This is a genomic window from Thermoanaerobaculia bacterium (assembly GCA_035717485.1).
Lineage (GTDB): Bacteria > Acidobacteriota > Thermoanaerobaculia > UBA5066 > DATFVB01 > DATFVB01.
The window spans coordinates 1-10068 of the sequence record DASTIQ010000255.1 but is presented as its reverse complement, the minus strand read 5'-3'; the positions used below and the strand labels follow the sequence as shown (position 1 = coordinate 10068).

11 protein-coding genes are annotated in these 10068 nt (G+C 66.9%); 7 read left to right on the top strand and 4 right to left on the bottom strand.

Annotated elements, in window-relative coordinates; all coding sequences use genetic code 11:
- Positions 1–89: 89 nt before the first annotated feature.
- Together VFS34_13595 and VFS34_13590 are read left to right on the top strand one after the other, a co-directional pair.
- Entirely contained in the window at positions 90–458 is a 369-nt protein-coding gene (locus VFS34_13595) for a hypothetical protein (protein ID HET9795481.1), read from the top strand.
- Positions 459–755: 297 nt separating this feature from the next.
- Positions 756–1121: a hypothetical protein gene (locus VFS34_13590; protein HET9795480.1), complete on the top strand. Its 366-nt coding sequence runs from the start codon at positions 756–758 to the stop codon at positions 1119–1121.
- 15 nt (positions 1122–1136) lie between these two features.
- Here VFS34_13590 and VFS34_13585 read toward each other — a convergent pair whose 3' ends face one another.
- Both VFS34_13585 and VFS34_13580 read right to left on the bottom strand, forming a co-directional pair.
- A complete protein-coding gene (locus tag VFS34_13585; protein HET9795479.1) occupies positions 1137–2288 on the bottom strand; it encodes an AI-2E family transporter in 1152 nt (383 codons plus the stop codon).
- A 16-nt stretch (positions 2289–2304) separates the two neighbouring features.
- On the bottom strand, positions 2305–2457 hold the full coding sequence (locus VFS34_13580; GenBank protein ID HET9795478.1) for a lmo0937 family membrane protein: 153 nt from the start codon (positions 2455–2457) through the stop codon (positions 2305–2307).
- A gap of 174 nt (positions 2458–2631) precedes the next feature.
- Between VFS34_13580 and VFS34_13575 the strand changes: the two genes are divergently transcribed.
- Complete coding sequence (locus VFS34_13575) at positions 2632–5088, top strand: DUF6600 domain-containing protein (GenBank protein HET9795477.1); 2457 nt, start codon at positions 2632–2634, stop codon at positions 5086–5088.
- Positions 5089–5129: 41 nt separating this feature from the next.
- Here the strand turns inward: VFS34_13575 and VFS34_13570 are convergent, their stop codons facing one another.
- On the bottom strand, positions 5130–6107 hold the full coding sequence (locus VFS34_13570; GenBank protein HET9795476.1) for a LysR substrate-binding domain-containing protein: 978 nt from the start codon (positions 6105–6107) through the stop codon (positions 5130–5132).
- 119 nt (positions 6108–6226) lie between these two features.
- On the opposite strand from VFS34_13570, the gene VFS34_13565 reads away from it, so the two are divergent.
- Positions 6227–6457, top strand: a complete 231-nt coding sequence (locus VFS34_13565; protein ID HET9795475.1) for a hypothetical protein — start codon at positions 6227–6229, stop codon at positions 6455–6457.
- Positions 6454–7305: a HAMP domain-containing sensor histidine kinase gene (locus tag VFS34_13560; GenBank protein HET9795474.1), complete on the top strand. Its 852-nt coding sequence runs from the start codon at positions 6454–6456 to the stop codon at positions 7303–7305. Before VFS34_13565 ends, VFS34_13560 begins: the two co-directional genes overlap by 4 nt.
- Before the next feature lie 94 nt (positions 7306–7399).
- Here VFS34_13560 and VFS34_13555 read toward each other — a convergent pair whose 3' ends face one another.
- A complete protein-coding gene (locus VFS34_13555; GenBank protein HET9795473.1) occupies positions 7400–8341 on the bottom strand; it encodes a LysR substrate-binding domain-containing protein in 942 nt (313 codons plus the stop codon).
- A gap of 264 nt (positions 8342–8605) precedes the next feature.
- Here VFS34_13555 and VFS34_13550 point away from each other — a divergent pair, with 264 nt between their 5' ends.
- The gene (locus VFS34_13550) at positions 8606–9148 is read left to right on the top strand and encodes a thioredoxin domain-containing protein (protein ID HET9795472.1); all 543 of its coding nucleotides are present in this window, start codon (positions 8606–8608) and stop codon (positions 9146–9148) included.
- The coding region (locus tag VFS34_13545) for an acyl-CoA desaturase (protein HET9795471.1) at positions 9145–10068 on the top strand (924 nt) is incomplete at its 3' end. The genes VFS34_13550 and VFS34_13545, both read left to right, overlap by 4 nt.

Genomic DNA, 10068 nt, shown 5'->3' with positions numbered 1-10068 from the left:
TGGAGCCGGGGAGAGGAATGCGCGTCCGCCCCGGCTTTGAGTGCCGCTCCGATCGTCGTCGTGTAAGACTCGGGGGTCGGGGAGGCCGAATGGCGAAGAGCAAGATATCCTGGTTGAAGAACTCGGAGAGCCACGACTACGCGGCGGCAGAAGAGTACCTGACTCTCCTCATGCCCCCATCGGCGGCGAAGGTGCTGGTCCGGCGCCTCCGTCGCTCGACGCTCCGGCAGTTCAAAGCCAAAGACGTCTTTCGAGCCTCGACTCTTCCTCTTCTGGGGACCGACAGCTGGCACGTCCAGAAGGATCGAGCGAAGATTCAAAAGCGAAAGAAGCTCTCTCCTCTCCTTCTCGTCCGAGGCAAGCCGCCGGCGCATCTCACCATCGCGGACGGTTATCACCGGCTTTGCGCGGTGTATTCCTTCGACGAGGACGCCGTCATTCCCTGCAAGATCGTCTGAGAATTTTCGAGGCGCGACCCCCCCGACTGGGCCTCATCGGCCCGCTCGTCGGGAGGGCGGCGAATCGAACGGATCTCCGCGACCCCGGACCGGCTCTGACGGGCGTCGCAGAGACGACCCGTCGCCGCCGGTCCTCGAGCGGGCTATCATGACCGCATGGGAATGGTCGAGACTTCGGGTCGGATCGGGTCGCGGTGATCCGTCATCCGCGACCTTCCCATTGAAGGACGGCGAGCCGGGGACTCCGCTCGTCTCGCGGCATTTCGGCGGGAGCTTCGAATCGGGAAGAGCGTCCGCGTGAGTCGTGCGGCGACCAGCATCCGCGTCTTCGGCATCTATCTCGTCCTCCTCGGCGCCGTCGTCGTCGCCGTCCCGAACCTCGTCCTCGCGCTCGTCGGCCTTCCGCCCACGTCCGAGGTCTGGATTCGCGTGGTGGGACTCCTCGCGGCGATCCTGGGCTTCTACTACCTCCAGGCCGCCCGCCACGATTTCATGCCGTTTTATCGAGCCTCAGTTCCCGCCCGGGTCGTTGCGTTCCTGACGTTCGCGGCCTTCGTCCTCTTCCGCTTCGTCAAGCCTTCCCTGATCCTGTTCGGCGCGGTGGATCTCTCCGGCGCAGCCTGGACGTTCTTCGCGCTCTCGTCCTCCCGCCGGCCCCGCTGAACTCGTCTCGCCCGTCTACGTCGGCGACCCGCTCTCCGCCTCCAACGCGAGGTGGTCTCGATAGTGGCCGGCGGCGAGCGTGAGCACGGCGACGGCCGGGATCGCGAGAAATACTCCGATGAGCCCCCCCAGCTCCGCGCCGCACAGGATCGCGAGGATGACGCCGAGAGGGTTCAGGTGGACTCCGATGCCCACGATCTTCGGATAGACGACGTAGTCCTGGACGGCCCGCAGCACGAGCAGGAAGAGCACGACGGCCACGACCTGGCCGGCCGAGTGGAAGGCCGCGAAGCTCGCCGCGAGAGCGCCCACGGCCAGCGGCCCGGCCAGCGGAATGAACTCGAGCAGTCCGGCGGCGATCCCGAGCACGACCGCGTACGGCACGCCGATCACCAGGAACGCCAGGGTGCAGACCACGCCGATCAGGAGGCAGGCCGTCACCTGGGCGCGGACGTAAGCCGCCAGCGTTTCGTTCAATTCGACGAGGAACTCGTCGCCGCGCGACCGCAGACGACCCCGCGGAAAGAACCGCAGCGCGGCCTTGCGGAGGGGCTGGGCGTCCTTGAGGAGGAAGAACGCCAGCACGGGCACGAGAACGAGCCACGGGAGATAGACGAGTTCCCGCGCGAGGCGCGGGAGCAGCTCGCTCGTCAGGTACGTTCCTCCCGCCGTCCCGGCCTGATGAACGGCTCGATCGATGGTCTCGCGCACCGCCTGGGGAAGGGCGCGACTCTCGTAGCTCGTCTGCCAGGTCTGCCACCGGCCGTGAATTCGCTCCAGATATCCGGGGATCTCCGACGCGAGGTCGCCGAGCTGGTCGTTCACGACCGGGAGCAGGACGGCGACGGCCGCCGCCAGGGATCCGAAAACGAACAGATAGACCAGGCCGATGGCCGCGCTCAGCGGAAGGAGGAGCCTGTGTCCCTTCACCACGAAAGGCCGATGAACGAGCCGGACCAGGGGAACGACCAGATACGCGAAGAAGACCGCGAGGACCAGGAGCAGGAGGATCGTTCGGAGGCGATAGACGGCCCAGAGCGCGCTCGCGACGCCGAGCGTCACGAGGAGGACCTGGATCGTGCGCCGCACAACGGAAGAAGGCGAGGACGGCGGGAGCCGTTCGTCGGCGGCCAACCCGCTGTCCGTCGCCTTCAACCGCAGGGACATCTGATCCTAGTGATCCCTAGACGATCCGGCGGCGTCCGGAGAAAAGCTGAACGAGCAGCATGATCACCGCCACGACGATGAGCAGGTGAATGAGACCGCTCCCGACGTGAAAGGCGAAGAATCCGAGAGCCCAGAGGATGAGCAGAATGATCGCAATGGTGTAAAGCATGGAGACCTCCTCTACACGGACAGGGTACAGCGTGATCCGGGCCGTGGGACATCGTTAGTTCCTCTCACTGAGAAAGGAAGAAACGATTGGACGCCGGGTCCGGAGGCGCTCATGCTGTGAATCTGTCGAGCGAGCGCCCCAAGTCTCGCCGCTCGACCGGGTAGGAGTATGACCATGAAGAAGTTTTGCGGTACCACGCTATTTCTCGGCGCGCTCGGGGTTCTCGCCGCCTCCACGGCCCGCGCTCAGGGGCCGCCCGGAAACGGCGGCGTCCAGCAATCGGTCGCGCGCGTCTCGTATCTTTCGGGAGACGTTTCCTACAACCGGGGCGACCAGCCCGACGTGTGGGAAGACGCCGCCGTGAACGTTCCGATGAGCATCGGTGATCGGCTCTACCTGCGAGGAGAAGGCCGGGCCGAGCTCCAGCTGGAGGGAAGAAACTTCGTGCGCCTCGGGGCCCAGAGCGATCTCTCGGTTCTGAACCTCACGGACGGGGTCGATCAGTTCTCGCTCCAGGCCGGGACCGCGTCGTTCCGACTCGCCCGTCTCGGAGCCCAGGAATCCTTCGAGGTGGACACGCCCAACGTGGCCGTGACCTTCGAGCGGGCGGGCGACTACCGCCTCGACGTGGACGCCGACGGCAACACCCGCGTGGGCGTCCGGCGCGGACAGGCGCTCGTCGCGGCGGGAGGGGGCCAGGTTCCCCTTTCCGCGGGCAGCGAGATGGACATCACGGGGATCGATTCGCCGCAGTACGACGTCGTCGCGCTTCGGGGCGTCGACGCCTGGGATCGGTGGGTGGATCAGAGAGGGGCGCACCGGCGCGGCGACTCTTACCGCTACGTGAATGCGGGTGTCGTCGGAGCCGAAGACCTCGACGAGTACGGCCAGTGGAGCGACATTCCCGAGTACGGCCACGTCTGGTCGCCGGCGAGGGTGGAAGTCGGCTGGCAACCTTACCGCTCGGGCCGCTGGGGCTGGCAGGATCCCTGGGGCTGGACCTGGATCGCGGAGGAACCGTGGGGTTGGGCGCCGTACCACTACGGACGCTGGGTCAATCATTCCTCCCGCTGGTTCTGGGTTCCCGTGGCTCCCGGAGTCGCGTTCGCGAGCTACTCGCCCGCGCTCGTCGCCTTCGTCGGCGGCGGACCGGGCTGGTCGGCGTCCTTCAGCATCGGAGGCGGCGGCGGATACATGGGATGGTTTCCCCTCGGACCCCGCGATCCGTTCGTCCCCTGGTGGGGATCGCACGACGGTGACTATGGCCACGCGGGCGGCTATGGGAACGTCACCAACGTCAACTACGTCAACCGCAACTACGTCACGGTCGTCAACCAGAACACCTTCGTCTCGGGAGGCTCCGTCTCCGGAAATTACGTCCGCGACGCGTCGGTGATCCGCCAGGTCGAAGCCGCGCCGGTGCTTCACGGCGCGCTGCCCGTCATGCCCACCGCGGGAGCTCTTCGGGTTTCCCGCAACGCGGCCGCGGCGGCGCGGCCACCCGTCCAGGTGAGCTCACGGGCCGTCGTGACGCGCCTGGCGCCTCCTCCGTCGCCTCCGTCATTCCAATCGAAGGTCGCCGCGATCCGCGAGCAGCGAGGCGCGCCGGTGACGGCCGCCGCGGCGGCTCGAATCTCGATTCAGAGCAACCAGGGAGCCAGAGCGATCCAGCCCATTCGACCCGCAGCGGCTCCGTCCGGCGCCGTCACCTTTTCCCCGAAGAGCGCCGCGGCGCCCCGTCCGCAGGCCGTGACGGCTCCCCGCGGAAAAGTCCTCGCCACCCCGGACCGCCCGATCGTCGCCACTCCGGCTGCCGCCGCAAGGCCCGAGGTGCCGGCTCCGTCCCGAATCGCTCCGAACGCCGTCGCCTCGCCGAGACCGGGCGCCGGAACCGGCGCTCGCGCGACGCAGCAGCCGCTCGCGCCGCGAGGCCAGAGCGCGCCGTCTCAGGATCGGCAGACCAACGTGCCTCCGAAGCGGACGTTCGGGACGCCGCCTCCATCCCGGGACAACAATCGTCCGGCGGTCCAGCAGGGCCGCTCGCCGGAGCCGCTCGCGCCGCGAGGCCAGGTCGCGCCTTCCCAGGATCGGCAGACCAACGCGCCTCCGAAGCGGACGTCCGGGACGCCGCCTTCATCCCAGGACAACAATCGCCCGGCGGTTCAGCAGGGCCGTTCGCAGCAGCCGCTCGCGCCGCGAGGCGAGGGCGCGCCTTCCCAGGATCGACAGACCAACGCGCCTCCGAAGCGAACGTCCGGGACGCCCCCGCCGTCATCGCCGGAAAGCAATCGTCCCGCCGTTCAGCAGCGAACTTCGCCGCCGCCGTCCGCGCCGCGAGGCCAGAGCGCGCAACCGACCGACCGCCAGAGGCCGGCGCCTCCGAAGCGGTCCGTCGAACCGCCTCCGCCGACGAGGCCGGACAACAATCGCCAGGCGGCTCCCGAACGTCGACCGACGCCGCAGGCCGGATCGGAAAGCCGACCGACTCCGAACGTGAACCGGTCCGCGCCGCCGCCGCCCCGTCAGTCGGCGAGCCCGGGCGGTAAGACCACGGAACGAAAGAAGCCGGATACGAAGAAACAGAAGGGCGAGCCGACGACTTCGACGGAGCCTCCGCCGCAGACCCGGTAGCCCGGGCCGGGGGCAAGAGGAACGCGACCGAAACGACGAAATTAACTCCGGGCTTTCGCCCCCGCGCGGCTCTTCGCCGTCCGGGGGCTTTTTCGTTTCGCGGCCGGCGCCGCCGTCTTCTCGACCGCGCGCTCTCGGGACGTGAGCCTCACCTCCTCGAGGAATGAGGCGAGGATCGGCGAGGCGTCGCCGCGCCGGTACACGACTCCTCGTTCGGTGAAGACGCCGGGGCCCGAAAGGGGACGAAAGACGACGGCGGATGCCGACATGTGCTCGAGGACGGGATCGACGAGGGCGATCGTCAGGCCCGCCGCGACCATCCCGAGAACGGTTCGCGTCGACGGAATTCCCCCCTCCATCTCGATGGGCGGCCCGAAACCCGCCTGCCGGAACACCGAGAGCATCTGCTCGTAGGCGCCGGGGGAGAGGTGTTTCGGCCAGAGCACGTAGGCTTCCCTGGACAGGTCCTCGAGCTTCAGATCGGGCTTCTCCGCCATCGAATGATTCGCCGGCAGGGCGACCACCAGTCGTACCCGTCCCGTCGGCTCGGTGACCAGCCCGTCGGCCTCGAGAGGAAGTCCGACGAATCCGACGTCGATCTGACCGCCCCGAAGCGCCGCGACCTGAGCCTCCGGCGTCAGGTTCTGGAACAGGACCGCCACGGAGGGCGCGTGTTCCGCGAAAAGGTTGAGAACCTTGCCCAGGAAGAACCAGTCGGTCTCCGGCGAGATGCCGATCGAGAGCTCCCGGGACTCCCCCCGCGCGGTTTCCCGCGCGAGACCGGCGGCCCGTTCCGCCGAGGAGAGAATGGCGCGGGCTTCCTGGTGGAAGCGCTTTCCGGCCGAAGTCAGCGCGACGCGCCTTTTCGTCCGAAAGAAGAGGTCGACCTTGAGCTCTCGCTCGAGATCCCGGATCTGCTGGCTGAGCGAGGGCTGGGAAGTGTGCAGCCGCGCGGCGGCGCGGCCGAAATGGAGCTCGTCGGCCACCGCCACGAAATATCGAAGATGTCGAAGCTCCATGTCGAGGTTCGAATTTTACATGGGACCGGCGGCGGCGATCGGTTTCGCGTCTCGATACGAGAGAAAGAAGCGATTGGACTGTCCCGAGGGAAAGAGCCATCGTGGAGTCGGAGGCTCCCATGCTGCAGGAATTCATCACGCAGAACCGCACCGAGCTCATCGCGGCCTGCCGGGCGAAGGTCGCCGCGAGATCGCTTCCCGTTCCGACGCCCGAGGAGCTCGAAAGCGGCGTTCCTCTGTTCCTGGACCAGCTCGCCGACATTCTGCGGGGGGGATGGATTCGAGCCCGGAGATCCGGGAGAGCGCGGCGCGCCGCGGCGATGACATGCTTCGCCTGGGGTTCACCGTGAGCCAGGTGGTCCACGACTACGGCGACATCTGCCAGGCGATCACCGAGCTGGCCCTCGAACGGAATGCGCCGATCTCGACCGACGACTTCCGCACGCTGAATCGCTGCCTGGACGAGGCCATCGCCCTGGCCGTGACCGAGTTCGGGCGAAAGCGCGACGAAGCGATCGCGGCGGCGGACACCGAGCGGCGGGGAGCTTTCGCCCACGAGCTTCGCAACCTTCTCAATACCGCGACGATATCCTTCGAAGCCCTTCGGACGGGGAACGTGGGGGCCAACGGGGCGACGGGCGTGATTCTCGGGCGGGCCCTGTCCCGGATGCAGGCATTCGTCGCCCGGTCGCTCTCGGAGACCCGCGTCGATGCCGACATCCTGCATCGCGAGCGAATCCTCGTCGGCAGCTTCATGGACGAGGTGGAGGCGACCGCGAAGATGGAAGCCGAGGCCCGACGCCTGCGCCTCACCGTCGCGCGCGACGATCGATCGGCGTCGGTCCAAGCCGACCGGCAGGTCCTGGCTTCGGCCGTCGGCAATCTCCTCCAGAACGCGTTCAAGTTCACGCGCCGGGAGGGAGGGGTCGTCCTCCGGTCGTCGACGATCGGGGACCGGGTGCGGATCGAAGTCGAGGACGAATGCGGAGGGCTGTCCTCCGACGATCTTCTCGGCTTCTTCCGGCCGTTCGGGAGGCGCGGGAGCGATCGCAGCGGCCTCGGCCTGGGTCTGACGATGAGCAAGCGTGGATTCGAGGCGAGCGGCGGCACGCTCCATGTGCGCAACATCCCGGGAAAGGGGTGCGCCTTCACCGCAGACCTGCCGATGATCCGGCAGCCGGAAGAAAGCATCGCATGAGATTTCAAGCCGAAGAACATGGAGACGATCGACGGTCGGGCTGCTGACGAGCCTGTCGGGTGAACTCTTTCTCCCGGCTCGCTCGGGTCAACGATCAGCCCGTCCCTCCCGCATTCGTCGATCTGTTGACCGCCCGTGATCGGGTACGCGCGGCTCTCCGCGCGAGCTCCCGAACGGAACCGAGGAAGTGCGTCAACAGGGGCGATGAGTCTCCCCGCCGGTAAACCACACCCAGCTCCACGAAGAGAGGTTTCTTCAAGGGACGAAAGACGACGCCCGGCGTCGGGACCTGCGTGCCGGGATCCACGAGGGCGATCGTCAGACCCGCCGCGACCATCCCCAGCGTGGTTCGGCCCGATGGGAAAAACCCCTCCAGGGGAATCGGCTCGCCGAAGCCCGCCCGGGTGAAGATCTGTGTCATCTGGTCGAAGAGGCCCGGTTCCAGCTCGCGCGGCCAGAGCGCGTAGCGCTCCGACGCCAGATCCTCCAGGGCCACCTTTCGATGCGACGCCATCGGATGCCCCCGGCGCAGGGCGACCCGCAGAGGCGCCCGCTCGAGGCATTCGGAACCCAGCCCTTCGCCCGACACCGGAAGGCTCACGAAACCGACGTCGATCCCTCCCGATTGAAGGGCCGCGGTCTGGGTACCCGTCGCCAGAACCTGGACGATGACCTCCACGGCGGGGAAATGGTCGGCAAAATCCCGTAGAACGCGACGCATGATCTGCCAGTTCGTCTTCGGGGAAGCGCCGACGACGAGCCGGCCCCGGTCACTCCGGTCGGCCTGCCGCGCGAGGTCGGCCGCCCGGTCGGCCGACGCCAGGATTTCCCGCGCCTCCCTCGAAAAGCTCTCTCCCGCCCGGGTCAGCTCGACTCGATGCTTCGACCGACGAAACAGCTCGACGTGAAGCTCCTTCTCGAGGTTTCGGATCTGCTGGCTCAGAGCCGGCTGCGAGATGTGAATGCGGGCGGCCGCGTGGCCGAAATGAAGCTCATCGGCGACGGCGATGAAATACCGGAGGTGGCGAAGCTCCATGTTGGTGAACGGGAATTTTATCAGCCGCGCCGCGATGATCGTTCCGACGTCTCGCCACGAGTGAAACAAGATATTGGACGGTCCCGCGTGATTGCGCCATGCTGTCAGTCGGAAGTTTGAAAAGGAAATTCTTATGTTGCAAGACCTTATTACAGGAAACCCGACCAACCTTCGGCGCCGCGCGGCCATCGGAGTAAGTGCCGGTGTTCTCGCCGCCGATCCGTCGAGAGAGGCCGCGGAAGCCGTGATCGCAGGGAATCTCTCGTGAGCAAGAAGGCGAAGGTGCTGAAAGCGCCGGTCAATTCGAAGGACCACGTCCGGGGGTCCCCCCTCGCGGCGGTGACGCTCGTGGGTTACGGAGATTTCACGTGCGGGGAATGCGCAAAATCCTATCGGGCCGTCAAGAAGATCCAGGCGAAGATGGGCCCCCGGCTGCGTTACGTGTTCCGGAGTTTCCCCAGGCTCCCGCTGGACGGGAAGTCCGAGGGCGCGGCCGAGGCGGCGGAATCGGCCGGGGCCCAGGGGAAGTTCTGGGAAATCCACGACCGGATGTTCGAAAATCAGGGAGCGGAGGACCAGCTCAGGCTGGCCGAGCACGCCCGCGCCCTTGGTCTGGATGCCGATCAATTCCAGCGGGACATGCGGGGCCACGTTCACCTGACGAGGGTTCGCGTGGTGCGAGAAGAGGGCGTTCGCAGCGGCGTCGTCGAGGTGCCGACCTTCTTCATCAATTCCCTGCGACACGAGAGCGCGTTCGGCCTGGCCACGCTGCTTCCGGCCGTCCAGGCCGCGGGGGGTGGAGCGTGATCCGGCGAAACCTCGTCCCGCGATCCGCCGGAGCCGAGGAGGTGGCGCAGGAACGGCGATTGAGCTGGTTCAACATCCTGTTCCTCTCCCTGACGCCCGTCATCGGCATCTTCGGGACGGCCGCATACGCGATCGCATACGGCGTTCGCTGGTGGGAGCCGACGCTCTTCTTCGTTCTGTTCGGTCTCGTGAGCTTCTCGGTCACCGCGGGATACCACCGCTGCTTTTCCCACAAGGCGTACGTGAGCCATCCGGCCCTGCAGGCGTTCTTTCTCTTCTTCGGTTCGATGGCCCTGCAGAACTCCGCCCTGAAGTGGTCTTCGGACCACCGCGACCATCACCGCTACGTGGACCGGGACTGGGATCCGTACAGCATCAAGCGCGGCGGACTGTGGGCCCACGTCCTGTGGCTCTTCTACGAAGAGCCGGGGGAGCTCACGTACGACAACGTTCCCGATCTCAAGGCCAATCGTCTGGTCCGCTGGCAATTCCATCTCAACAACTGGTTCGGCCTGATCGCGGGCCTCGGGATTCCGACGGCGATCGGGGCGCTGTTCGGCCGTCCTCTCGGAGGTCTCCTGTGGGGAGGCTTCCTCCGGATCGCCGTGATCCACCACACGACGTTCCTCGTCAACTCCGTGGCGCACCTCTACGGCAAGCGACCCTACACGGAGGAGAATTCGGCGCGCGACAACGGCCTGCTCTCCTTCGTCACCAACGGCGAGGGGTACCACAACTTCCACCACAAGTTCCCCTCGGACTTTCGCAACGGCGTGCGCTGGTACCAGTGGGACCCGACCAAGTGGCTGATCGCGTTCCTGGGCTTCACCCGTCTCGCCCGGAACTTGAGAAGGACCCCCCAGGCCGCGATCGAGGCCGCGCGCCTGCGCTTGAAGACGGCGAAGGCGCTGCGCGCGCCG